The organism is Streptomyces sp. JLSY215, from assembly GCF_059682825.1.
Genome location: NZ_CM185022.1, coordinates 4,183,295 through 4,206,637, shown reverse-complemented (window position 1 = coordinate 4,206,637; position 23,343 = coordinate 4,183,295). Strand labels below are relative to the sequence as shown.

Annotated in this window: 23 protein-coding genes; 12 read left to right on the top strand and 11 right to left on the bottom strand. The window is 72.2% G+C overall.

Going from position 1 to position 23,343, the window contains the following annotated elements; genetic code table 11:
* The first annotated feature begins 244 nt into the window (after positions 1–244).
* Positions 245–820, top strand: a complete 576-nt coding sequence (locus AC5677_RS18770) for a TerD family protein (RefSeq protein WP_497196164.1) — start codon at positions 245–247, stop codon at positions 818–820.
* A gap of 58 nt (positions 821–878) precedes the next feature.
* Here the strand turns inward: AC5677_RS18770 and AC5677_RS18765 are convergent, their stop codons facing one another.
* Complete coding sequence (locus AC5677_RS18765) at positions 879–1,334, bottom strand: tellurite resistance TerB family protein (RefSeq protein WP_497196163.1); 456 nt, start codon at positions 1,332–1,334, stop codon at positions 879–881.
* 224 nt (positions 1,335–1,558) lie between these two features.
* On the opposite strand from AC5677_RS18765, the gene AC5677_RS18760 reads away from it, so the two are divergent.
* From AC5677_RS18760 to AC5677_RS18750, 3 genes are read left to right on the top strand one after another with little or no spacing between them, the layout of a single operon-like run.
* On the top strand, positions 1,559–1,795 hold the full coding sequence (locus tag AC5677_RS18760; protein WP_497196162.1) for a hypothetical protein: 237 nt from the start codon (positions 1,559–1,561) through the stop codon (positions 1,793–1,795).
* Entirely contained in the window at positions 1,792–2,778 is a 987-nt protein-coding gene (locus AC5677_RS18755) for an acyl-CoA desaturase (RefSeq protein ID WP_497196161.1), read from the top strand. Before AC5677_RS18760 ends, AC5677_RS18755 begins: the two co-directional genes overlap by 4 nt.
* 50 nt (positions 2,779–2,828) lie before the next feature.
* Positions 2,829–3,362, top strand: a complete 534-nt coding sequence (locus AC5677_RS18750; protein ID WP_497196160.1) for a DUF5994 family protein — start codon at positions 2,829–2,831, stop codon at positions 3,360–3,362.
* A gap of 37 nt (positions 3,363–3,399) precedes the next feature.
* Here AC5677_RS18750 and AC5677_RS18745 read toward each other — a convergent pair whose 3' ends face one another.
* From AC5677_RS18745 to AC5677_RS18730, 4 genes are all read right to left on the bottom strand, one after another.
* Positions 3,400–4,068 (bottom strand): response regulator, encoded by a 669-nt coding sequence (locus tag AC5677_RS18745; protein ID WP_497196159.1) that lies wholly within the window; start codon positions 4,066–4,068, stop codon positions 3,400–3,402.
* Complete coding sequence (locus AC5677_RS18740) at positions 4,061–5,371, bottom strand: sensor histidine kinase (RefSeq protein ID WP_497196158.1); 1,311 nt, start codon at positions 5,369–5,371, stop codon at positions 4,061–4,063. The genes AC5677_RS18745 and AC5677_RS18740 overlap by 8 nt, the downstream gene beginning before the upstream one ends.
* A gap of 124 nt (positions 5,372–5,495) precedes the next feature.
* Positions 5,496–6,266, bottom strand: coding sequence for an ABC transporter permease (locus AC5677_RS18735; RefSeq protein WP_497196157.1), 771 nt, complete (start codon positions 6,264–6,266; stop codon positions 5,496–5,498).
* Position 6,267: 1 nt separating this feature from the next.
* Positions 6,268–7,242: an ABC transporter ATP-binding protein gene (locus tag AC5677_RS18730; protein ID WP_497196156.1), complete on the bottom strand. Its 975-nt coding sequence runs from the start codon at positions 7,240–7,242 to the stop codon at positions 6,268–6,270.
* A gap of 269 nt (positions 7,243–7,511) precedes the next feature.
* On the opposite strand from AC5677_RS18730, the gene AC5677_RS18725 reads away from it, so the two are divergent.
* Positions 7,512–7,976 (top strand): DUF6344 domain-containing protein, encoded by a 465-nt coding sequence (locus AC5677_RS18725; RefSeq protein ID WP_497196155.1) that lies wholly within the window; start codon positions 7,512–7,514, stop codon positions 7,974–7,976.
* A gap of 522 nt (positions 7,977–8,498) precedes the next feature.
* On the opposite strand, the gene AC5677_RS18720 is transcribed toward AC5677_RS18725, so the two are convergent.
* From AC5677_RS18720 to AC5677_RS18710, 3 genes are all read right to left on the bottom strand, one after another.
* On the bottom strand, positions 8,499–9,068 hold the full coding sequence (locus AC5677_RS18720) for a DUF1707 SHOCT-like domain-containing protein (RefSeq protein WP_497196674.1): 570 nt from the start codon (positions 9,066–9,068) through the stop codon (positions 8,499–8,501).
* A 63-nt stretch (positions 9,069–9,131) separates the two neighbouring features.
* On the bottom strand, positions 9,132–9,311 hold the full coding sequence (locus tag AC5677_RS18715) for a DUF5708 family protein (protein WP_497196154.1): 180 nt from the start codon (positions 9,309–9,311) through the stop codon (positions 9,132–9,134).
* 150 nt (positions 9,312–9,461) lie between these two features.
* Entirely contained in the window at positions 9,462–10,184 is a 723-nt protein-coding gene (locus AC5677_RS18710) for a DUF4232 domain-containing protein (RefSeq protein WP_497196153.1), read from the bottom strand.
* Positions 10,185–10,354: 170 nt separating this feature from the next.
* On the opposite strand from AC5677_RS18710, the gene AC5677_RS18705 reads away from it, so the two are divergent.
* Positions 10,355–11,134, top strand: coding sequence for an aminotransferase class IV family protein (locus AC5677_RS18705; protein WP_497196152.1), 780 nt, complete (start codon positions 10,355–10,357; stop codon positions 11,132–11,134).
* A gap of 67 nt (positions 11,135–11,201) precedes the next feature.
* Here AC5677_RS18705 and AC5677_RS18700 read toward each other — a convergent pair whose 3' ends face one another.
* Positions 11,202–11,489, bottom strand: a complete 288-nt coding sequence (locus tag AC5677_RS18700; protein ID WP_497196151.1) for a hypothetical protein — start codon at positions 11,487–11,489, stop codon at positions 11,202–11,204.
* A gap of 177 nt (positions 11,490–11,666) precedes the next feature.
* Here AC5677_RS18700 and AC5677_RS18695 point away from each other — a divergent pair, with 177 nt between their 5' ends.
* Positions 11,667–12,800, top strand: a complete 1,134-nt coding sequence (locus AC5677_RS18695) for a site-2 protease family protein (RefSeq protein WP_497196150.1) — start codon at positions 11,667–11,669, stop codon at positions 12,798–12,800.
* Positions 12,801–12,807: 7 nt separating this feature from the next.
* On the top strand, positions 12,808–13,554 hold the full coding sequence (locus AC5677_RS18690) for a PP2C family protein-serine/threonine phosphatase (protein WP_497196149.1): 747 nt from the start codon (positions 12,808–12,810) through the stop codon (positions 13,552–13,554).
* A 98-nt stretch (positions 13,555–13,652) separates the two neighbouring features.
* Here the strand turns inward: AC5677_RS18690 and AC5677_RS18685 are convergent, their stop codons facing one another.
* Positions 13,653–14,546: a D-alanyl-D-alanine carboxypeptidase family protein gene (locus tag AC5677_RS18685; RefSeq protein WP_497196148.1), complete on the bottom strand. Its 894-nt coding sequence runs from the start codon at positions 14,544–14,546 to the stop codon at positions 13,653–13,655.
* Positions 14,547–14,896: 350 nt separating this feature from the next.
* Between AC5677_RS18685 and AC5677_RS18680 the strand changes: the two genes are divergently transcribed.
* From AC5677_RS18680 to AC5677_RS18665, 4 genes are all read left to right on the top strand, one after another.
* Positions 14,897–15,334: a hypothetical protein gene (locus tag AC5677_RS18680; protein ID WP_497196147.1), complete on the top strand. Its 438-nt coding sequence runs from the start codon at positions 14,897–14,899 to the stop codon at positions 15,332–15,334.
* Positions 15,327–19,691: a type VII secretion protein EccCb gene (gene eccCb, locus AC5677_RS18675; protein WP_497196146.1), complete on the top strand. Its 4,365-nt coding sequence runs from the start codon at positions 15,327–15,329 to the stop codon at positions 19,689–19,691. The genes AC5677_RS18680 and eccCb overlap by 8 nt, the downstream gene beginning before the upstream one ends.
* A gap of 99 nt (positions 19,692–19,790) precedes the next feature.
* A complete protein-coding gene (locus AC5677_RS18670) occupies positions 19,791–21,302 on the top strand; it encodes a protein kinase domain-containing protein (protein WP_497196145.1) in 1,512 nt (503 codons plus the stop codon).
* Between the two features lie 28 nt (positions 21,303–21,330).
* Entirely contained in the window at positions 21,331–22,470 is a 1,140-nt protein-coding gene (locus AC5677_RS18665) for a CapA family protein (RefSeq protein ID WP_497196144.1), read from the top strand.
* Here the strand turns inward: AC5677_RS18665 and AC5677_RS18660 are convergent.
* Entirely contained in the window at positions 22,467–23,339 is an 873-nt protein-coding gene (locus AC5677_RS18660) for an HpcH/HpaI aldolase/citrate lyase family protein (RefSeq protein ID WP_497196143.1), read from the bottom strand. The genes AC5677_RS18665 and AC5677_RS18660 overlap by 4 nt on opposite strands.
* Between the last annotated feature and the right edge of the window lie 4 nt (positions 23,340–23,343).

The window sequence follows — 23,343 nt, the reverse complement described above, 5'->3', positions numbered from 1 at the left end:
GGGGGCGGCGGGGCGGGACGGCCGGGTGCGGGGAGCCTGCCGTGGCCGGTTTCCCGGCCCGTTCCCCGTCCGTTGTCCGGTCCGTTTCCCGGCTCGGTCCCCGGCCGTTTCCCGGTCCGTTCCCCGGCCGTTTCCCGGCCCGTTCCCCGGCCGTTGTCCGGTGCCGCAGATCCCGCCGCTGGACTTCTACACTCCTGTAGATTTTCCGCTGAATCCGGAACGCAGGCAACACTTGGAGGATGCCATGGGAGTCTCGCTGGCCAAGGGCGGCAACGTCTCTTTGTCGAAGGAAGCGCCCGGACTGACCGCCGTGACGGTCGGCCTCGGCTGGGACGTACGGACGACGACCGGCACCGACTACGACCTGGATGCCAGCGCCCTGCTGTGCACCGAGTCCGGCAAGGTCGCCTCGGATCAGCACTTCGTCTTCTACAACAACCTCACCAGCCCCGACGGTTCCGTCCAGCACACCGGCGACAACCTGACCGGTGAGGGCGAGGGCGACGACGAGTCCATCAACGTCACGCTGACCGGCGTGCCCGCCGAGATCGCGAAGATCGTCTTCCCGGTCTCCATCCACGACGCCGAGAGCCGCGCGCAGAGCTTCGGCCAGGTCCGCAACGCCTTCATCCGCGTCGTCAACCAGGCCGACGGCAACGAGCTGGCGCGCTACGACCTGAGCGAGGACGCCTCGACCGAGACCGCGATGGTCTTCGGCGAGCTGTACCGCAACGGCGCGGAGTGGAAGTTCCGCGCGGTCGGCCAGGGGTACGCCTCCGGCCTGGCCGGGATCGCGGCGGACTTCGGCGTCAACGTCTGAGACCCGCAGCGGGCGGGAGGGGCCGCTTCCCCTCCCGCCCCGCCGTACGGGGCCGCGCTCAGAGGTCGAACTCCTCCGGCGCGATGTCCAGCGCGAAGCACACCTCGCGCACCACGCCGCGCTCCGTCTTGTCGAAGTCGCCGTCCGCGCCGCCGATGACGATCCCGATCTGGATGACGGCCCGCGCCTCGACCGGCTTCTTCTTCACCTTGCCGACCTCCTGCATCACCCCGACCTTGCCGAAGTCGAAGTCGGCGGCGAGCTTGTCCAGGTAGCCGTCGAAGCGGCGCTGGAGATCGTCCGCGGCGAAGTTCTGCAGCACCTCGTTGGTGGCGATGAGCTGAGCCACCCGCCGGCGCTCCGCCGGGTCGATGGTGCCGTCCGCGGCCGCCACCAGGGCGCACATCGCCATGCTCGCGTCCCGGAAGGCGCCGCTCTTGAGGTCGTTCTTCTTGGCGACGAGCTGGGTCTGCATCGTCTGGGCGGAATCCTTGATCCGGTCCCACAGCGCCATGTCTGTCTGTCTCCTTCGGTGGTCGTGGTCGTGGCCGTCGCGGCCGTCGTGCGGAGCCGACCAGGCCGTTTGGTCATGCGGAAGTAAAATCTACAACGTTGTAGAAGTAATGGTTGAGGCGGGCTCGTCGCATGCGGCCGGTAAATAAGCGTTACGGGGGTATTTAGGGGGATTGTCCGGGTACGGTGGAATCAACAGAGGGACAGAAGGCCGAGGTGAGCACCGTGCAGATTCTGTTGACCGTCGTCGTACTGCTGGCGCTGATCGCGCTCGGCGTGCTGTTCCTCATCCGGCTCAACGCCCAGTCGACGGGCCGGATGGCCACCCACGTCCACGCCGACCTGCACCCGCCGTTCCTGCACCGGTCGCCGAGGCGGCCGCAGGACGAGGCCCCCGCCGAGCCACCGGAATCCCCGCCGTCGTCCCGTGGCGAACCGCCCTGGAAGAGCGACACCCGGTGACCTCCGCGACCCGGCCCCCCACCCCCTCGCCGCACGAGTACGACGGGACGTCGCCGTTCCCTACCGATGGCACCCAAGCCCCGCCCGGCAGCGGCCGCCGGATGTACGTCACGGTCACCGGCATCATCGTCGTCGCCCCCTTCGTCGGCCTGGGGGTGGCCATCCCGCTCCTGTGGGGCAGCGTCGTCCGCCCCCTCGACCTCGTTCTTCTGGCCGTCTTCTACGTGATCAGCGGCCTGGGCGTCACCGTCGGCTTCCACCGCGGCCTCACGCACGGCAGCTACACCGCCGCGCCCGCGCTGCGCATCGCGCTCGCCCTCGCCGGATCGCTGAGCTTCCAGGGCGATGTCATCGACTGGGTCGCCACCCATCGCCGCCACCACGCCTTCACCGACCGCCCCGGCGATCCGCACTCCCCGTACCGCTACGGCACGAGCCTGCGCGGACAGCTGCGCGGCCTGCTCCACTCCCATATCGGCTGGCTGTTCGGCAACGACCCCACCTCACACGAGCGCTACGCCCCCGATCTGCTCGCCGACCGCGGCATCCGGGCCGTCGACCGTGCGTTTCCCGCCCTGTGCCTGCTCACCCTCGGCCTCCCCTTCGCGCTGGGCTGGGCCCTCGGCGGCTCCTGGGTCACCGGCCTCACGGCCCTCCTCTGGGCGGGCTTCCTCCGCATCGCCCTCCTCCACCACGTCACCTGGAGCGTGAACTCCCTCTGCCACGTCATCGGCGAACGGCCCTTCCGCACCCGCCGCCACGACCGGGCGACGAACCTGTGGCCGCTGGCCCTGCTCTCCTTCGGGGAGAGCTGGCACAACCTGCACCACGCCGACCCGACCTGCGCCCGGCACGGCGTCGACCGCGGTCAACTGGATCTCTCCGCCGCCGTCATCCGGCTCTTCGAACGTGCCGGCTGGGTGTGGGACGTCCGCTGGCCGGATCCGGCCCGTGTTGCGGCCCGCCGCATCGAGGCGGGCTGAGACCGGGTAGCACCAGGACCCCATCCCCTGTGCACCGCCAGGAGCACACCATGACCACCGCCCCCCTCGGGCCATCCCTCCACGAACACCCCGACCACCGGGATCACCCCGACCACCCCGCACCCCCGCCCGTCGCCCGGCTGACCATCGCCCCGCCCGGCCCCGTCCTGCGGCCGGTCGACGGCGCCTGGTGGCCCCACTCGACCGACCTGCTGGCCGAACTCCCCGAGCTGCTGAAGGCGTTGCCCTTCGACTGGCCGCGGATCACCCACGCCACGGTGAACGGCTCGACCTGGAGCTCGCTGCCCACCACGATGCTGGTGGAGGGCCATGTCGTCCGCCTGCGCCGCACCAGGACGACCCGGCCGGGCCCGGACACGGTCTGCCTGGTGGCGGCCGGCAGCGGCCGCTGGGACCTGCTGATCATCCCGCCGGACACGCCGGAGGCGGAGGCCGTGGCGGCCATGGCCGGAATGGCGAGGGAGGGAACGTCAGACGCGCCGGATGCGCCGGATGCGCCGGGTGCGCCGGGTCCGGGAGGTGCGGCCGATACGGCGGATACGGCGGATACGGGGCGGCGCTGACGCCGTCACGGCACGGTGACCGGGCGGCGACCGCACCTCAGCCCAATATCCCCCGCTCATAGCCCACCGCCACCGCCGCCGCCCGGTCCTTGGCGCCCAACTTGCCGTAGATATGGGTCAGATGGGTCTTGACCGTCGCCTCGCTGATGAACAGCACGGCGGCGATCTCGCGGTTCGAGGTGCCCTTGGCGACGAGTTCGAGGACCTCGCGTTCGCGGGCGCTGAGGGGTTCGTTGCGCGGTGACCTGACCCGCGAGACCAGGCGGCCGGCGACCGCGGGGGAGAGCACGGTGCGGCCTTCGGCGGCCGCCCGCACGGCCGTGAACAGCTCCTCGCGCGGGGCGTCCTTGAGCAGATAGCCGGTGGCGCCGGCCTCGATCGCCGGGAGCGTGTCGGAATCGGTGTCGTACGTCGTGAGCACCAGGACCTTGCCGCGCAGTCCCCGGCGGCCCAGTTCGGCGATGGCCGCGACGCCCCCGCCGCCGGGCATCCGCAGATCCATCAGCACCACATCGGGGTCGAGGCGGACGGCGAGTTCGACGGCCTGGACGCCGTCGGCGGCCTCGCCCAGGACGTCGAAGCCGGGGGAGGAGGCGAACATCCCGCGCAGCCCGTCCCGTACGACGGGGTGGTCATCGACGATGAGGAGGGTGATCACGGGACCGGTCCGCCCCGTGGGCTCGACGTGCTCAATGCGCTCAACCATGGCCGACCAACGGTACGCGGGCGGAGACGGCCGTGCCCTGGCCCGGTTCCGACTCGATGTCGACGGTGCCCGCGATGCGTTCGGCGCGGGCCCGCATACCGCCCAGGCCGAAGCCCCCGGTGCGGCGGCGGGGCGGGGGCGCCGCGGGATCGAAGCCGCGGCCGTTGTCGCGGATGTCCAAGGTGACCTCGCCGTCCATGTACGAGAGGGTGACACCGACCCGTGAGGCCCCGGCGTGCCGACGGGCGTTGGCCAGGCCCTCCTGGGCGATCCGCAGCAGCGTGGCCTCGACCTCGTGGTGCAGCGGTTCGGCGGTCCCGGTGACGGTGAACTCGGCGCTGATGCCGGTCGCCGCCGACCATTCCTCGGCCGTGGTGCGGAGCGCGGCCGGCAGTTCGTCGTGTTCCAGCGCCCCCGGGCCCAGGTTGTGCACCGATCGGCGCGCCTCGCCGAGGCTGTGCCGGGCCAGCTCCGCGGCGCGCCGGGCGTGCGCGCGGCCGAGCGCCGGATCGGCGCTCTCGGCGGCCGCCTCCAGCTGCGTGATGATGCCGGTCAGGCCCTGCGCGAGGGTGTCGTGGATCTCGGCGGCCAGCCGGCGGCGCTCATCGGCGATGCCCGCCTCCCGCGCCTGGAGGAGGAGCTGGGCGTGCAGGCCGGCGTTCTCCTCCAGCGCCAGGGCCAGCCGGGCGTTCGTGCGCTCCAGTTCGGCGATGGTGGCCGCTTTGGCGGCGGCCAACTCGGCCTGTTTGGTGCCGAGATGGACGAAGAGCAGCACCATGGCGGCGTGCACGGCGAGCAGCGCGCCGAACAGCACCCAGCCCAAGGCGCCGTCCGGAGGCAGCCCGCCGGACTGCGCGCCCGCCATGATCACGGCGGTGGCCAGCAGCGCCGGGCGGACGTAGCGGCGCGGCAGGATGGCCGCGGCGTCGAAATAACCGGTCACCGCGTAGATGGAGAAGAGCCCGTTCAGCACGGACAGCGCGGCGGTGACGGCGAAGCGCACGACGTAGAAGACCTGCCCGGCCGGGGCCCCGTCGGGCAGCTTCCGGCAGGCCAGACCCCACCAGACCTGGAGCCCCAGCGCCACCGTGGTCAGCGCCCCGACCACGTACGACTCGCCGCGCGTCATCAGCGCATCGCCCGACACCGCGGCCGTCAGCACCGCGAAACCGAGGAGGAGGCAGCCGCCCCAGCGGCGGAATCTGCGCTCCCAGGGAAGGTGGGACGGTCGTTCGGCCAGGGGCTGCCAGGGGACGGGCTCCCCTCCCGTACGGGCTTCCGTCTCGCCGTCAGCGCGCGCCATGCGGTCAGTCTCCCCCACGCCCTCGCCCCCTTCCCCGCCCCTCACTCTCTGCTTCTCACTCTCTGCTCCGCACCCCTCGCTCTTCCCCCCCCCGCTCCGCACCCCTTGCTCCGCCCCCCGCTCCTCACTCCCAGCGGAAGAGCCTCTTCGCGCACCAGCCCGCCACGGCCGTCCACGCCGCCATCACCGCCAGATGCGTCCAGTCCGGCCAGTCGCCGGCCGCGGCCTGGGCGAGCGCCTGCGACCCGGCGCCGAACGGCAGCAGCTGGACGATGTGTTGCAGCGTCTCCGGCATGGCCTGGACCGGAACCCACACCCCCGCGCCGAACATCATCGGGAAGAACACCGCCGTCCCGGTCACCTGCGCGCTCTTGGCCGTACGCGCCACGGAGCAGATCACACAGCCCAGCGCCAGCGCACTGGCCAGGGTGAGGGCCAGCGCCAGCGCGTACCCGGCGAGCTGCCGCGGCAGCTGCACCGCGAAGGCGAGCCGCCCGATGGTGAGGGCCAGCGCGGCCGAGATCAGGGCGGCCGCGCCGTGCAGCGCGATCCCCGCACCGAGCAGCGCCCCCGGGCGTACCGGCGTGGTCGACATCCGGCGCAGAATGCCGCGCTCCCGATAGCCCGTCAGCAGCGGCGGCATCGCCTGCACCCCCGCCATGATCATGGCCACCAGCAGCGTCACCGGCACATAGAGATCGATGGTCCGGCGGCCCCCGAGCTCCGGCTGCGCCTCCCGGAAGGACGGGATCAGCCCGAGGATGGTCAGCAGTACGGACGGGAACAGCCCGACCCAGAACAGCGTCCCCGGCTCCCGCCGGAACAGCACCGCCTCGGTCCGGAACACGGCGAGGGTCGCCGACCGCGAACGGGCGGTGTGCGGAGCGGTGGTCATCTCAGGCCCCCTGGGCGGTCGGTGCGGTCGGTGCGGTCGGAGCGGTCGGGGCCTTCAGATCGGTCAGATCGAGGAAGGCGTCATCGAGCGTGGCGTCGCTGACGCGCAGCTGGTGGGCGGTGATGCGGTGCCGGGCGAGCAGCGAGATCACCGCGTCGACGGTCGCGTCCGTACCGCGGATCACCAGCCGCCCGTCGCCGCCCGTGGCGCCCCGGTGGCCGGCCGCCGGCTCCACGGCCCCGAGGCCGGGCAGCGCCGCCAGCTCGGCCGGGTCCAGCGGCGCGGAAGGTGTGAAGGCGATGACGACGGACTGGGCGGACCGGCCGATCAGGCCCGCCGGGGTGTCCAGGGCGGCGAGCCGGCCCCCGTCGATCACCGCGATCCGGTCGCAGAGCCGCTGCGCCTCCTCCATGAAGTGCGTGACCAGCAGCACCGTCACCCCCGCGTCGCGCACCTCCTCGATCAGCTGCCAGGTGTCGCGGCGGGCCCGCGGATCGAGCCCGGTGGTCAGCTCGTCGAGGACCACCACCCGTGGATTGCCGATCAGCGCCAGCGCGATGAACAGCCGCTGTTTCTGGCCGCCGGAGAGCTTCCCGAAGCGGGCGGAGAGCCGGCCGGTGAGCCCGAGCCGGTCGGCGAGCGCCCGCCAGTCGGCCGGCCGCGGATAGCAGGCGGCGTACAGTTCCAGCGCCTCGCGCACGGTGAGCTTGGCCTGGAGCTCGCTCTCCTGGAGCTGACTGCCCAGGATGTGGGTGACCCGGTCGTGGTCGGCGACCGGGTCGAGCCCGCCCACCCGGATCGTCCCGGCGTCCGGGACCCGTAGCCCCTCGATGCATTCGACGGTCGTGGTCTTGCCCGCGCCGTTCGGTCCGAGTACGCCGAAGATCTCCCCCTCCTCGACCGCGAACGAGACACCGTCGACCACGGCCCGGCCCCCGTAGGCCTTGCGCAGCCCGCTGACTTCGATGATTGCCATACGTCGAGGATCCGCGCCCGGCCTCCTCCGCCACATCGCCCATCGCGCTCGGAACGGCATCAACCGATCGGCTGACCGGGCCCTACGACCCGTCACCACGGGGGCCCGCTACGCCATCCGGATGGTGTTCATCGGAAGAACGCCGACGCGGGGGCGTCGGTCCTCGGATCCTCGCATTGCGTACTCATCATAAGAAAACGCAACAGATCTCCAGCCGATGTGCACCCCCCGCACGTCTCCCGCTGGGATCCCGATGAAAGTGAGGGGCCATGGCTGCGACCAAGGTCATGAAGTTCTGGGCGGTATGCCTTGCCGTACTCGGCAAGCTGCTCGCATCCCTGGGCGTCTCCGCCCACGCCACGGCGGCCCGCCGGGAGGCCGCGCAGGCCGCGCCCGCCCCGACCACCGCGTCGCCGACCATCGCCCGGCCGCGCACCGAGCCCTCGCTGCCACCCACGCCCTCCACACCCGCTTCGCCCGCCACACAGCTCTTCGGCCAACTCGGCTACGCGCAGCGCAGGTTCGTCACCGCCCAGCTCCCGCCGACGATCAAGCAGCGGATCCGCGCCGAGGCCCACGGGGCCTCCCCCACCTCCCGCAGCCGCCTGGCCACCAGCGCCGAGCCCCTGCCGACCGCCCCTGCCAGGGCCGCGCGGCACTCCGGCTCCCGGCGCGAGGCCGCCGCGGCCATCCCGTCGCCCCGTCGCCGGGCGCACTCCGCGTGCGCCGCGTGACCTGACCTGACGTTGCTTGAACTGAGTTGGCCTGACCTGAGTTGGCCTGAACACTTGGCCTGAACCGACTTGGCCCGACCCGCTCAACGACTCTGCCCCGACCTGGTGAGACCGCCCTGATGGCGGGACGGCGCGTGAGGACTCCGTGCCGGGGACGCCGGGCCCGAGAGGCGGACCGAACGGCGGACAGAGAGGGCGATCGCGGGGAGCGCGATCGCGGGGACCGTGGTCGCGGAGACGGGCGATCGCGGAGAGGGACCGACCACAGAGATTCATGACGCGGAGCCGTTGGCGTTCGCGGCTCCTCGGGCGTAGGCGTACGCCGGGTGGGCCGGTGCGAGGTGCCGGGCTCCGTCGGCCGAAGCCGTCCAGTGATGGGCGGCTCTTTTGCTGTGTGCGGGGCCGTTTTGCTGTGTGCGGGGCCGTGAAGGGGGCCGCTCCGTACTGCTCTGTACGGCTCTGTACGGCGGCGATGCAGAGCTCGTCGGGTCCCGTGTCCGCTCCGGGGCTGCCGCGGCGCCCCTAGAGCCACTTCTGCCAGTACCTGCGGCGGTCGCTGCCGGGGTGGGCGAGGACGATGTCGCCGACGAGGGCGAGGCCGGTGACGCGGAGGTGCGGGGCGGCGGCGTCCGGTGCCGAGTGCGGACGGGTCAGATCGCGGATGTCGCCGACGAGGCTCCGGCAGGTGACCTCGATGCGTACGCCTTCGGGGAGCAGCAGATGCACATCGCCCACGACCGCGAAGGCCGCGACGGTCAGTTCGCCGTCGGCCGGTGCCGGGGCCGCGCACAGATCGAGGGTCACATCGCCGAGGACCGCGGTCGCCTCCAGGCGGGTCTCCGGGCCGGTGTGGTGGCGGGTGAGGTCGCCGAACAGTGCCCGGAAGGCGCGCCGTCCGGATGATTCACCGGACCGGGGTGCGGCCACCGTGGTGGGCAGGTCCTCCCCGATGCTCGCCAACTCCGCGCGGAATCGGGCCAGATAGGCCGCCTCACAGCGCTCGGCCAGCTCCTCCAGGGTCAGCCGGCCGTCCGCGGCGGCCTGTCGGAGGCGTTCAACCATGTCCTCGCGCTCGGCGTCCGAGGCGAGCACCTGCGCCGGGGGAATCGGTGGGGTCGGGGGAGGCGGGGGAGGCGTGGCCGGGGGCGGTGCCACCTACTTTCCCGCCTTCCTGCCCAGCCCGAACAGCGCGAACAAGGCCTCCGCGGCGCCCACGACCGCCAGGACCAGACCGGCCTTGTGCAGGGAGACGTACGGCGTGTGCACGTCCTTCGTGGTCAGCCAGAGGATCACGCCCACGATCGCCAGGGCAATGCCGATCGCCAAACCCTTCATCAGGTCCCTCGTCCCTTGTGGTGGTGCCGGTGCTGGTGTCCTGGACCAGCCTTCCGTCCGGGCGAGGAATGCGGATCATCCGCAGGTAGGCAATGCGCGGCCGCCGCCTGCCACTTTCTGTGTAGGGCGGCGCGTCGTGCGCGGGGACGGTCAGCCGACGCCGACCGGGCTGACCCAGCTGCCCGGGTGGGTGGCGCCGCTCTGGTCCAGGACGGCGCCTCCGAAGGGCCACTGGAGGGTGAAGTGCTCCGTCTCGTTCGGCGGGGTGATGTTCACCTGGCCCGGCTCGATCCGCTTCTCGGAGCCGTCGAGCGAGGGCAGCACCTTGAAGGTGAAGGTGGTGTGCCCGCCCGGCTTCAGATGCACGGTGACCGGCTTCTGCGCGCTGCGGGGCAGGTCGAAGGTGTTGCCGGGGCCGGAGTTGCCGACGAGCTCGACGCCCGGGAAGCCGCTGAGGGTGCACTCGCTGTTGCCGATGTTCTTCAGCCATACGCCGACGGTCTGCTGGGCGTCGCCGTGCATGTCCGGGCGGCCGCCGCCGTCGCTGCCCCAGCCGGCCTTGAGGTGGTCGGTGGTGCAGCGGCTGCCGCCGGAGCCGGCCGAGCTGCCGGAGCCGCCGGAGCCGCCGGAGCCGCCGGAGCCGGCCGAGCTGCCGGAGCTGCCGGAGCCGGCCGAGCTGCCGGAGCTGCCGGAGTCGGCCGAGCTGCCGGAGCTGCCGGAGCTGCCGGAGCCGGCCGAGGCGGCGGTGGACGGTGCGCTCCCGGCGTCGGCCTGGGCGTCCTGGCAGGCGCTGAGCGCGAGCGCGGCCGCGCCGGCGATCAGCGTGGCGACAAAGGTCTTGCGTCCGCGGTGGAGCGTGAGGTGCTGCGACATGGTGTCCCCAGGTGGTGTCGGAGGGCCGGTCCGGTGCGCGTCCCGTTGCAAGAAGACTCTCCGCGGCCGCTGGCGATCGGCTAACACGTGGCTAACGCGGCGCCACGGGCCCCGAGGCGCCGCCCGCGCCCCGTACCCGCCCGCCGCCCCCTCGCTGACACACTCGCCCCATGGCGCTCTTGAACGGACATCCCGCGGACCCCGACGCCCTGCGCACCCTCGCGCTCACCAATTACGGCCACTTCACCACCCTGCGGGTGGACGGCCGCCGGGTGCGGGGGCTGTCCCGGCACCTGGAGCGGCTGGTGCGCGACTGCCGGACGGTCTTCGGCGCGGAGCTCGATCCGGGGGCGGTGCGCGGGTACGTCGGCGAGGCCGTGGGCGACCGGACCGGGGCGTGCGTCGTACGGGTCACCGTCCTCGATCCCGGGCTGGACATCGGCCGCCCGGCCGCCGCGGGCGATCCCCATGTGCTGGTCGGCCTCCGGCCGGCGGGTGCGCTGCCGCCGCCCCCGATGCGGGTGGCGACCGTGCGCCATCAGCGGGAGGTGGCGCGGGTCAAGCACACCGGGCTGTTCGGGGCCCTGTACCAGCGGCGGGCGGCGCAGCGGGCCGGGTTCGACGATGCGCTGTTCGTGGGGCCGGACGGGCTGGTTTCCGAGGGGCCGACCTGGAACGTGGGGTTCGTGGCGGCCGACGGCGGGGTGGTGTGGCCGCGGGCCGATGTGCTGCCGGGCGTCACCATGGGCCTGCTGCAGGAGGCGCACGGCCATCTCGTCGCGCCGCTGGCCGCCGATGAACTGCCGTCCGTGCAGGCGGCGTTCGCGACCAACACCGCCATCGGCGTGCGGGCGATCGGGGCCGTCGACGACATCCCGCTGGACCCGGCGCACCCCGTGCTCGTCGCGCTGCGGGAGTGTTACGAGGCGGTGCCCGGGGAGCCGCTGTAGGGCCCGCGGGGCGTTCGGGCGGTCACCGCTCCGGCGCGCCTCCCGGCGTCTTCGTCGTCGCCGGGTGTCACAGGACCAGCCGCTCCGGCATCGGCTGCTCCACCCCGTCCAGCTCCAGCGTGCACCGGGGCGTGGTCGGCACCAGGTGCGGCTCCCGCACCAGGACCCGGAACGGATGGGCGGGCTCGCCCGGCAGCTCGCCGTCCAGCACGTTCATCCCTCGCCCGTGCACCTTGCGGTAGGCGATCACTTTGCCGTTGACCAGCAGTTCTATCTCGCCTTCCCGGCTGGGCCCGACGTTCACGGTGATCGAGTTGCCCTCTTGGTCCACATGGAAGTGGTGGCTCCGGCTCATGGTGCACCTCCGATATCCCGTGTATGCCGAATCGCCATACGTATCTGGCTGCGCATACCTAAAAGGATAAATCCGGCATTTAGTGTAAAAAGCCGAGGGTACTCCCCGCGCACCCATACCTGCCGGGCGGCCCGAGAGCGACAATTGTGGTGAACGGGGGTGTGCTGGGAGACGGCGATGAACGGTTCGATCCGGCTCGGACGAGTGGTCGGGGTACCGCTGCGGATGCACTGGAGCGTGCCCCTGCTGGTCGTCCTGTTCGCCTACGGGCTCGGCCGCCGGACCCTCCCCGTCCTGATGCCGGGACGCCCGCCCGTGGTCTACGCCCTCGCCGGCGTCGCGGGCGCCGCCCTGTTCATGGGCAGCCTGGTCCTGCACGAGACCGCACACGCCGCCACGGCCCGGCGCAAGGAGATCTCGGTCGAGGACGTGACGCTGTGGGCGCTGGGCGGCATCACGCGCATGGGCCGCCCCAAGACCGCCGCGGCGGCCTTCCTGGTCGCGGTCAGCGGCCCGCTCACCAGCCTGGTCATCGGCGGCGCGGCGCTCGGCGCGGGCATCGGGCTGCATGCCCTGTCGGGCTGGGCAGCCGTCCCCGGCGTCGTCCTGCTCTGGCTCGGCTGGGCCAACCTCTTCCTCGGCGTCTTCAACCTCCTGCCCGCCGTACCGCTCGACGGCGGACGGGTGATGCAGGCGCTGCTGTGGTGGCGCACCGGAGACCGGGAGCGCGCCGATCTGACCGCTTCCCGGGGCGGCCAGATCACCGGTGTGCTGCTGGCGGGCGCCGGCTGGATCATCCTCCTGCGCGGGGCGCCGGCCGGTCTCTGGCTCGTCTTCATCGGCCTCTTCGTCATGGTCGTGGCCGGGGCGGAACGGCGGCATGCCGCCCTCCACACCGCGCTGCGCGGCCTGCGGGTGTCCGACGCCATGACCACCCCCGTGGCCACCGGCGCCGACTGGCTCACCGCCCAGCACTTCATCGACGAGGTCGCCGTCCACTCCCGGCACTCCGTGGTGCCGCTGCTCGACTTCGAGGGGCGCCCCAGCGGGATCGTGCAGATCCGCAGGCTGGCGGCGGTCCCGGCGGCCAGCCGCGACTCCGTGCGGGTCAAGGAGGTGGCGATCCCCCTGTCCCAGTGCGCGGTCGCCGCCCCGGACGATTTGCTGACCGAGGCCCTCGACCGGATCAGCCTGCGCACCGGGATGCGCGTGCTCGTCGTCGACGCGGGGCATCTGGTGGGCATCGTCACCGGCAAGGACGTCTCCCGGCTGATGCAGCGGCATACGCTCGGCGGCCGGGCGCAGGAGTGATGCGGCGATGAAGTACGTGACGGTCACCGCCCTCAGCCACACCGGGCTGATCCGCGACCACAACGAGGACAGCCTGGTGGCCGGCCCCTGGACGCTGTGCGGCACGGTCACCGAGAACCCCCAGACCCTGGTCTTCCCGCTCGGCCATCCCCTCGTCGTCGCGGTCGCCGACGGCATCGGCGGTCAGCCGGGCGGCGAGGTGGCCAGCGAACTGACCGTCCGTCAACTGTCCACCGTCGGACCGTCCCTGCGCTCCGAGGAGGCGCTGCGCGACGCCCTGAACGTCTGCAACCACGCGGTGTACTCCGCCGCCGGCCGCGACCCCGGCCTCGCCACCATGGGCACCACCGTCGCCGGCGTCGTCGTCCTCCCCGATTCCCTCCTCGCCTTCAACGTCGGCGACAGCAAGGTCCTCAACGCCACCCCCGACGGCCTGCGCCAGCTGAGCGTCGACGACAGCCCGCCGCTCTCCCCGGGCCGCCGCACCACCTCCCTCATCACCCAGTCCCTGGGCGGCGCCCTCCGCTTCACCCCCGTCGTCCCGCATATCACCGCCACCCCGCTGTCCCCCGCCGACCGCTATCTGACCTGCACCGACGGCCTGACCGACCCGGTGCCGGAGGACACCCTCGACGGGCTGCTGCAACTCCACTCCCACGACAACGGCAAGGCCGCGTTCGAGCTGTGGAAGGCCGCGATCGAAGCGGGCGGCCCGGACAACATCACGCTGGCGCTGATCGCCGTCGGCCCCTGACCGCCCGGCGGCTCCGGCCGTCCCCGCCGCACGGCAGAGGGGCCCGCCCGCGGCCACCGGCCGCGCGCAGGCCCCTCGCCTGTTCCGTCCGCTACGGGTTACTTCGTGAACCCGTAGTCCATCAGCTTCTTCGCGGACGTCGTACGGGCGGCCACCGAGGAGTCGGCGAGGACCGTGCCGATGACCGTCTTACCGCTGCGGGTGGCGGCGAAGACCAGGCAGTACTTGGCCTCGGGGCCGGAGCCGGTCTTGACTCCGATGGTGCCGGAGTAGCTGCCGAGCAGGGTGTTGGTGTTGGTCCACTCCATGTAGCGGTAGCCACCGCTCTTGGTCGTGACCTTCTGCTTCGTCGACTTCGTCTTCACGACCGAACGGAACGTGGAGTACTTCATCGCGCTGCTGGCGAGCTTGGTCAGATCGCGCGGCGTCGAGTAGTTCGCGCCCTTGCCGATGCCGTCGAACGAGTCGAAGTGCGTGTTCGTCAGGCCGAGGCTCTTGGCGGTGGAGTTCATCTTGCCGATGAACGACTTCACCCGCGCGTCACGGGTGGTGCCGGTGCCGAACTTGTCGGCCAGCGCGTACGCCGCGTCGCAGCCGGACGGGAGCATCAGCCCGTACAGCAGCTGACGGACGGTGACCTTGTCGCCGACGATCAGCTTGGCCGACGAGGCCCAGTCGTTGTCGACGATGTAGTCGCTGTACGCCTTCTGGACCGTGACCTTGGCGTCCAGGTCGAGGTTCTTCTGCGCCAGGACCACCCGGGCCGTCATGATCTTGGTGGTGGAGCCGGTGGAACGGCGGGTGTCGGCGGCCTTGGTGTACAGGCTCTTGCCGGTGCCGTTGTTCATCACGTAACCGCCCGCGGCGGTGATCGTGGGAGCCGCCGGAGCGGCGGCCTGCGCCGGAGCGACGAACGCGCCGGCCGCGAGGACGGCGCCGGAGGTGACGGCCACGGCGGTTGCGCGACGGAGGCCCTTGATGCCGATTTTCAAATGAATACTCCCAATACGCCTGCGGGGCGGATACATGCACAGCGGTCACATGCGGTGCGGTCACATGAGAATGCCGCATCGCTTGTGAGACGCCTGAGGCGACCCGATGGATGCACGCGTTCCGCAAATCTTCTTCGGCCTTTCACGGCTCCCGGACGGCTCGCGCGCCGCCGGTGCCGGGGCCGCCGCGCCTGCCGCCCCGGTCGATCCGCACGCCGCGGCGGACAGCGCGGGGAGGAGCGCCTCGCCGCTCGCCAATATGCCGTGCACCGCGTCGAGTTGAGGGTCGGATGCCTGCGCATGAGGCGCCTGCTGCCATTAGAATCCTCGGGAAACCAGAGAGGTGACGCATGGCGATCACGGGGGACCTCACACTCGTCGTCCACGACGAGGACACCGACGACCAGGAGCTGGACGAGCTGACCCGGCAGCTTCAGCAGGAGCTGCTGCTGCTCGATCTGCCGGACGTCGTCCGGGCGAGCGTGCCGGGAGCCGCGGGGGGCAAGAGCGGACTGCTGGAATCGGTGGGGACGCTCCTGGTCAGCGGCGGGTTCTCGGTCGCCCTCCTGCGCTCGCTGACCCTCGTCGTCCGGGACTGGATCAAGCGCGGCGGAGCCCGTAAGGCCGTCCTGGTCAGCGGGGAGCGCCGACTGGAACTCACGGGGGCGTCGAAGAAGGCGCAGGATGCGGCCGTGGACGCCTGGATCCGGTCGCTGGCCGCCGAGGAGCCGGAAGCCGGGGGGCCGGCCGGCGGAGGACCGGCCGGCGGAGGACCTGCCGGTGGGTGAGCGGCGCGCCCTGCTGATCGCCACCGAACGCTACCTGGACCAGAATCTTCCGCAGCTCCGCTCCCCCGTACACGACGCCCGCAAGCTGGCCGCCCTCCTCGAGGACCCCGACATCGGCCAGTTCGATTCCGTACAGGTCCTGGTCGATGAGTCGAAGACGGTCATCGAGGAGGCGGTGGAGCGGCTCTTCCGCGACCGGGGTGTCGATCTGGCGCTGGTCTATCTCTCCTGCCACGGGCTGAAGGACAGCCGGGGCCGCCTGCACTTCGCCACCGTCAAGACCAGCCGCGAACTGATCCGTGCCACCTCGGTATCCGCGGAATTCATCAAGGACTCGATGGAATACAGCCCGGCGAAGCAGAAGATTGCCCTGCTGGACTGCTGCTTCTCCGGCGCGTTCGGATTCTCCAAGGGCGACACCGCCCTCGACGACTTCCCGCAGCAGTTCGTGGCCCAGCGCGGCAGCGTCGTGATCACGGCCTCCAACGCCATTCAGGAAGCGGTGGAGGACGAGACCGCGACGGGCGGTGCGACGGAGTGGAGCTCGGTCTTCACCCGCTCGGTGATCCAGGGCCTGACCACGGGCAAAGCCGATCTGGACGAGGACGGCTGGGTCACCGCGCAGGAGCTCTACGACTATGTCGCCGAGGCCGTGGGCCGGACGCATGAGCAAAAGCCCATGTTCTTCGGTCACGACATCCAAGGCGGCAGCCGGCTACGGCTTTCGAAGGCCGCGCCGCACGCGCATCGCCCGTTCCCCGGTCTGACGGAAGCGGACGGGCCGTCCCCGCTCGCCACCGTCGACCAGCTCCTGCCGCCGATCGTCGCGACCGAGCACCGCGGGCTGACCGCCGAGGGCTGGCCGGACAGCGGCAGACTGATCACCCCGATCGGACGGTCGCACCGGGTCGAGGGCCGCCGCGTCCACACCCACTGCGTCGACCTGTCCGGCGGAGCGGGGCATGTCGCCGTGGCCGGCGGCCCGCGCAGCGGCAAGACCCTGTTCCTCCAGACCCTGGTGACCTCGCTGGCCCTGACACACACCCCGCACGAAATCGAGTTCCGCTGCATCGATTTCGGCGGCGGCGGCCTGCGGCGCCTGGCCCATCTGCCGCATGTACGCGGCATCGCGGGACGTCAGCACCCCGACGATGTGCACCGCATGGTCTCGCAGGCCGTCTGGCTCAACACCCGGCGCGAGAACGACTTCGAACGCCTCCCGTCGGTCGACTCCATCGAGGCCTACCGCGCCGCCCGTGCCCGTGGTGAGCTCGCCGACCAGCCCGTGGGCGATGTCTTCCTGGTGGTCGACGGCTGGTCCGAATTCGCCGACAACTTCCAGGACCTGGCGCTGGCGGTCCGGGGGATCGGCTCCACCAGCCTGCGGCACGGCGTCCACCTCGCGGTGAGCACCACGCACTGGTCCGCCCTCCCCAGGCCCCTGCTAGAGGTGATGCTGACCCGCTTCGAGCTGCCGCTCAGCTCCCCGGACGGCTCGATCGTCCACCCCGAGCTCGCCGCCCGCCTGACGCCCGCCACCCCCGGCGTGGCCCTGTGCAACGACCGCGCCGAGAAGCGCTACGTCCATATCGCGCTGCCCCGCACGGACGGGGTGGTGGCGGTGGACGACCTCGCGAAGGCGGCCGCCGAGCTGGGCAAGGAGGCGCTCGGCGGCTGGTCGCGGCTCGTACCGGACGACGATCCCCCGACGGCGCCCCGGACCCAGGAACACCCGCTGCGCTTCACCGAGCTGCTGGGCATCGGCGACGCGGGCGCGGTCGATGTCTCCGTCACCTGGCGGCCCCGGACCGCGTACGAGCGGCTACGGGTACCGATCGGCGTCGACACCGACGGCCGGCCCGTCATGCTCGACCTCAAGGAGGCCGCGCTGGAGGGCATGGGCCCGCACGGCCTGTGCATCGGCGCCACCGGGTCGGGCAAGTCCGAGCTGCTGCGCACTCTGGTGCTGGGCCTTGCCGTCACGCACTCCTCGGAGACGCTGAACTTCATCCTCGCGGACTTCAAGGGCGGCGCGACCTTCGCCGGTATGTGGCAGCTGCCGCACGTGGCGGCGGTGATCACCAACCTGGCCGACGAGCTGACGCTGGTGGACCGGATGAACGACGCGATCACCGGTGAGCTGAACCGCCGCCAGGAAGTGCTCCGTAGCGCGGGCAACTACCCCAACATCAACGACTACGAGCGGGCGCGGACCGCGGGTGCGCCGCTGGAACCGCTGCCGTCGCTGGTCATCGTGGTCGACGAGTTCAGTGAACTGCTGACCGCGAAGCCCGATTTCATCGATATGTTCACCCAGATCGGCCGGATCGGCCGCTCGCTGGGGGTGCATATGCTGCTCGCCTCGCAGCGGCTGGAAGAAGGCAGGCTCCGGGGGCTGGATTCCTATCTGTCGTACCGGATCGGTCTGCGGACGTTCTCCGCGGCGGAGTCGCGGGCGGCGATCGGCGTGCCCGATGCCTACAACCTTCCCAGTGCGCCGGGTGCCGGCATCCTCAAGTACGACGCCGAGGTGATGGTCGAGTTCAGGGCCGCGTATGTCTCCGAGCGCTATCGGGGGGACGGGGCCGGCGAACTCCCGGACGGGGACGACGCGCCGGCCGATACGGTCCTGGACGTCATCGCGCAGCGGCTGGAGGGACAGGGCCGCCCGGCGCATCAGGTGTGGCTGCCGCCGCTGGAGGAGCCGCCGTCCCTGGACCAGCTGCTGCCGGAGCTGGCCGCCTCGCACGAGCGCGGCATCCACCCGCCGCAGTACCCCGCGCTCGGCGGGCTCGTGGTGCCGGTCGCGCTGATGGACAAGCCGTTCGAGCAGCGCCGCGACGTGCTGTACCTGGACTTCTCCGGCGCCGCCGGCCACGGCCTGGTCGTCGGCGGTCCTCAGTCGGGCAAGTCGACGGCGCTCCGCGCGGTGATCGCCGCGTTCGCCCTGACCCACACACCGCGCGAAGTGCAGTTCTACGGAATCGACTTCGGCGGTGGCGGCCTGCTGGATCTGGAGGGCCTGGCGCATGTCGGCGGCGTCGCCTCGCGTCTGGAGCCCGACAAGGTGCGCCGCACGGTCGCCGAGGTGGCCGGCATCCTCGACGAGCGCGAGGAGTTCTTCCGCGCCAACGGCATCGACTCCATCGCCACCTACCGGCAGCGCCGGGCGGCCGGGAGCTTCCCCGACCAGGCATGGGGCGATGTCTTCCTGGTGGTCGACGGCTGGTCCACATTCCGCACGGACTACGACCACCTCGACCCGACGATCCTGGACATCGCCACCCGGGGCCTCGGCTTCGGCATCCACCTGATCATCGGCACCACCCGGTACGCCGACCTGCGGCCCGCCCTGCGCGACCAGCTCCTCAACCGCGTCGAGCTGCGGCTCGGCGACCCGATGGAGTCGGAGGTCGACCGCCGGCGGGCGGCGAACGTGCCGGCACGGCGTCCCGGACGCGGACTGTCGCCGGACAAGTACGACCTCCTCATGGCCCTGCCGCGCCTGGACGGCTCCAGCGACGTCGAATCGCTCGCCGGCGGTCTGGCACACCTGGTCTCCTCGGTCGACGCGCGCTGGCCGGGCCCGCCGGCGCCGCCGGTCCGGATGCTGCCGGCGCTGCTGTCGGTCGAGGACCTGCCGGGGAGCGGCGACCACCCCGGCCGCGGTGTCGCCTTCGCCGTCGACGAAACGACGCTGTCCCCGGCGTTCATCGACTTCGAGACCGACCCGCTGTTCGTCGTCTACGGCGAGAGCGAAGCGGGCAAGACGTCGGTGCTGCGCCTGCTCGCCCGGCAGATCGCGCGGCGCTACACGCCCGAGCAGGCGCTGATGGTCGTCGCGGACTACCGCCGGTCGCTGCTCGAGGGGATACCCGAGGACCATCTGTCCAGGTACTGCGGCACTCCTCCGCAGCTGGCGGAAACCATCGCCGATCTGGCCGGTTCCATGGGCCGGCGGATGCCGGGTCCGGACGTCACACCGGAGCAGCTGCGCAACCGCAGCTGGTACGACGCGCCGGATGCGTTCGTGATCGTGGACGACTACGACCTGGTGGCGACCAGCAGCGGCAATCCGCTCCACCCGCTGCTGGAGTACCTCCCGTTCGCCCGCGACATCGGCCTGCGTCTGATCATCGCGCGCAGTTCCTCGGGCGCCGGCCGGTCCTCGTTCGAGCCGGTGACCCAGCGGGTCAAGGAGCTGGGCGCCCAGGGCCTGCTGCTGTCCGGCGATCCCAGCGAGGGTGCGCTCCTCGGCAACCACCGGCCGGTCCCGCTGCCTCCGGGCCGCGCCCGGTTCGTCAGCCGCAAGGGAGGAGCCCAGCTGGTGCAGACGGCCTGGCTGCCGACCGGCTGACGACGCGGGCGGCCACCCACGCGCCGGCGGTCCGGGAACCCGTGCGCACTCCACACCGTCTTCCCGCGTGTTGGCATGAACGGTCCGTGGAGGAACCCGGTGGAGCACAGGATGTTGGGGGAGCGCTACGAGCTGGTGGAGCAGCTCGGGCACGGCGGTATGGGGACGGTCCACCGGGCCGTCGACCACCGGCTGCGCCGGACCGTCGCGGTGAAGACCCTCTCCGCCGAACTGGCGCAGCAGCCGGAGTTCCGCACCCGCTTCCAGCGCGAGGCGCACGCCGCCGCCGCGCTCAATCACCCCGGCGTGGCCACCGTGCACGACGTGGGCGAGGACGACGCCGGCGGCGGCATCGAGCCGTACCTGGTGATGGAGTACGTGGCGGGCCGGACCCTCAGCCGCGTCCTGCACGACGGCGCGCTGCCCGTGGCGCAGGCGGCCGACATCACGGGCCAGGTGCTCGACGCCCTGGAACACAGCCACCGGCACGCCATCGTCCACCGCGACATCAAGCCCGCGAACGTCATGCTCACCGCCGCGGGCACGGTCAAGGTCGTCGACTTCGGCATCGCCAAGGCGCTCAGCGAGGTGGCCACCCGGCTGACCGGCACCGGCGTGGCCGTCGGCACGCCCGCCTATCTGGCGCCGGAGCAGATCAACGGCCATGAGACCGATCACCGCACCGACCTGTACGCCGTGGGCTGCCTGCTCTACGAGCTGCTGACCGGGCGTCCCCCGTACACCGGCGACTCGCCCTTCTCCGTCATGCACCAGCACCTGGCCGCCGAACCCGTGCCGCCCTCCCGCCTCCGCCCGGAGCTGCCGCCCGCCCTGGACGCGGTGATCGTCACGGCGCTGCGCAAGGACCGGGGGGACCGTTTCGCGGACGCCGCCGCGATGAGGGCGGCGGTCGGTGCGGCCGCCCGTGGCGGGCCGGTGCCGGCCGCCGCGGTACGGACGCCCACCACGGTGGATGCGGCGCCGGGCGCGGGTGCGGCCACCGCAACCGCTCCCGGCCCTGAGGCCGCCGCTCCCGAAGCCGCCGCCCCGGAGGCCCCGGCCCCGGAGCCGGTGGCCCCCGCGCCGCCGCCCGCCCGCCGGAGAAGACCGCTGCGCGTGGTGTTCCGCCCCACCGCCGAGGGCGCGGTCGCGCTGCTCGGCTGCGTCCTGTCCGTGGCGATATCCCGTACGGACATGATCGAGGTCGGCCAGTTCCACCGCGTCGCCCTGCTCGCCGCCGCGGCCGGGGCGGTGTTCCTGCTGTGGTCCGCGCGGCTCGCCTGCGCGGTGGCCTGGGGGCCCGTGGCGGAGGCCGTCGCGGCGTGGTCGCAGCTCTCCCGCGGCTACGTCGGCTGGGAGACCCATTACGTCATCATCGCCCTGGTCCTGGCCATCGTCGCCGCGCTCTGCCTCGCCGCCGGTTACCGCGACGAACGGGCGGGCGGCTTCGCGCTGGTGGCGTTCTGGTTCACCGCCCTGACGGCCGTCTGGTTCTTCCTCGACGACCTGAACAAGATCGGGGTGTTCTATGTGCTGCTGCTGGGGGTGACGCTGGCCATCGGGGCGCAGGCGCTGAAGGCCCGTACGGCGGCGGCCACCGGCGCCCGCTGACCCGCCGGACAGGCCCTAGCCTGGAGGAATGGGCCCTGACGTGGTCACGCTGTCCCTCTGCGGCGATGTGATGCTCGGCCGCGGAGTGGACCAGATCCTGCCGCATGCCGGGGATCCGGCGCTGCGGGAGGGCTTCATCCGCGACGCCCGCGACTATGTGGTGCTGGCGGAGGAGGCGCACGGCCCCATTCCCCGGCCGGTCGATTTCTCCTGGCCGTGGGGGGACGCACCGGCGGTGCTGGAGAAGGCCGCGCCCGCCGCCCGCGTGATCAACCTGGAGACCGGCGTCACGCGCAGCGACACCTTCGCCCCGGGTCAGGGGATCCACTACCGGATGCACCCCGCGAACCTGCCCTGCCTGGCCGCCGGCCGCCCCGACGTCTGCGTACTGGCCAACAACCACGTCCTGGACTTCGGCCGCCCCGGACTGACGGAGACGCTCGACAGCCTGGCGGGCGCGGGGCTGCGGACGGCGGGGGCGGGCGAGGACGCCGCCGCGGCCTGGCGGCCGGCGAGCGTGCCCCTCGGCGGCGGCCGCCGGGTGCTGGTCTTCTCCTTCGGGATGCCGTCCAGCGGGATCCCGCATCTGTGGGCCGCGACCGCGCGGCGCAGCGGGGTCGCCTTCGTGGCCGGGCCGTCGGACGCCGCCGCGGCCGAGATCACCGGACGGGTCCAGGAGGCGAAGCGGCCGGGCGATGTGGCGGTGGCCTCGGTGCACTGGGGCTCCAACTGGGGCTACCAGGTCTCCCGCGAGCAGATCGCCTTCGCCCATGCGCTGATCCACGGCGGCGTGGACCTCGTCCACGGGCACTCCTCGCACCACCCCCGCCCCCTGGAGCTCTACCGGGGCAAGCTGATCCTCCACGGCTGCGGCGACTTCATCGACGACTACGAGGGCATCACCGGCTTCGAGCGCTACCGCGACGATCTGCGCCCGCTCTACCTCGCCTCGCTGGAGCCGGACACCGGCCGGCTGCACGCCCTGCGGATCGCGCCGCTCCAGGCCCGGCGGATGCGCCTGCGGCACGCCTCGCCCGAGGACACCCAATGGCTGCGGGCGCTCCTGGACCGGATCGCCGACGGCTTCGGCCCGTGCACCGTCGACGGGGCGGAGGGCACCCTCACCCTCCGCCCGGCCGCTGACTCCGGCCCTTCGGCCGCGTCCTAGCGTCCCGCGATCGCGTCGGCGAGGGCGAGGATCCGGCGGGCGTCCTCGACGTGCAGGTTCTCGATCATCCGGCCGTCCACGGTGACGACGCCGCGCCCTTCGCGGGTGGCGAGGTCGAACGCCTCGATGATCCGGCGGGCATGGGCGACCTGGGCGTCGGACGGAGCGAAGACCTCGTTGCACGGCCCGACCTGCGACGGATGGATCAGCGTCTTGCCGTCGAAGCCGAACTGCCGTCCCTGCACACACTCGGCCTCGAAGCCCGCCAGGTCCTGGACGTCGTTGTAGACCCCGTCCAGGATCGCCTTGCCGGACTCGCGGGCCGCCAGCAGCGCCAGCGACAGCCCGGTCAGCAGCGGCGCCCGGCCCGGTACGTGCTCGGCGTGCAGCTCCTTGGCCAGATCGTTGGTGCCCATCACCAGCACGGTCAGTCGTTCGCTCGCGCCGGCCACCGCACGGGCGTCCAGCATCGCCCGCGGCGTCTCGACCATCGCCCAGATCGCCGTACGGTCCGGGGCGCCGGCCGCCTCCAGCGCCCGCTCGACCTCCCGTACGGTCTCGGCGGATTCCACCTTGGGCACCACGACCGCGTCCGGGCCGGCCTCCGCGGCGGCCCGCAGATCGTCGGCGTGCCAGGCGGTGCCCGGCCCGTTGACCCGGATCGTCACCTCGCGGTGGCCGTACTCCCCGGAGGCCGCGGCGGCCGCGACGCGCTCGCGGGCGTCGGCCTTCGCGTCGGGGGCGACGGCGTCCTCCAGGTCGAGGATCAGCGCGTCGGCGGGCAGCGTCCTGGCCTTCTCCAGGGCGCGTGCGTTGGCGCCCGGCATGTAGAGGACGGAGCGGCGCGGCCGCAGGGTCGCGTCGGACATGGGA